This is a genomic window from Gloeocapsopsis sp. IPPAS B-1203 (genome assembly GCF_002749975.1).
In the GTDB taxonomy this organism is placed as follows: Bacteria; Cyanobacteriota; Cyanobacteriia; order Cyanobacteriales; family Chroococcidiopsidaceae; genus Gloeocapsopsis.
Map to the genome: position 1 here is coordinate 1 of NZ_PEIG01000043.1, position 861 is coordinate 861.

At 49.9% G+C, this 861-nt stretch carries 1 protein-coding gene; it reads right to left on the reverse strand.

The window, feature by feature from the left end; translation table 11 throughout:
* Positions 1 to 861 (reverse strand): NAD(P)H-dependent oxidoreductase (locus tag CSQ79_RS26905; RefSeq protein ID WP_099704165.1); only part of this gene is annotated, 861 nt, incomplete at both ends.

The following is an 861-nucleotide window of genomic DNA, read 5'->3' on the forward strand; positions in this document are numbered from 1 at the left end:
AAGCACGCGATCGCCAAACAACACCGCCCGCGCCACAGACAGCGGCACCTCAAAATGACATAAGTGATAAGGAGTATAGAAGCTATACAGTGGACCTTCACCTAACTTGTACAAATTGAGATAATGGCGTTGTTTGGGGTCATCATGAGTCGCAAACACAAACACCCCAGGACCTGGTTTTGCACCAACAACGTAATCAACAATGCCACCCAGTTCTTGCAGTTGGTCCACATCATACATTGAAGTCATCTCATCCACATGACCTGTGAAGTCATAACCCAACATGCCCCGCTGTGCCACCTTCATCCCTGTGGCATTGGCAACAATTGCCTGTTCAAACGAGATTTTCGTGCCATCGGCAAAACTTGTCACCATGGTGGGGTTTTGTCCCCAGCGTTGAGCAAAACCAGCTTGAGTCGTCGGGTTGCGATAGGGGTCTTGTAATCCTTTGATGTTGCCACACACCAAGGGTTTCAAGCCGATGCTTTGCACAAACCGATACAGATTCATCTCGACACCAGGTTGGTCGCCATCACAGGCACTTAAGATCACTCCGGCTTTGTCGGCATACACTTTGAGGATCGGACCAATCGTACCGTCGAGTTCGGCGTTCATCAGAATCACGTGTTTGCGGTGGGCGATCGCTTCCATGACTACATGGGCACCAAATTCAATTGCACCGGTGACTTCAATTAAGGCATCAATACCTGCGGCTTGACACAATAGCAGGGCGTCATCAGTGATGGCATAGTTGTTGGATGCAATTGCGTCTTCGAGCTGAGTGGTGCTGTTGACGAATTGGACGTTGTCTATTCCAGCTTCGTTGTAGGCGCGTTGCGCTTTTTCGACGTTGCGGTTGGC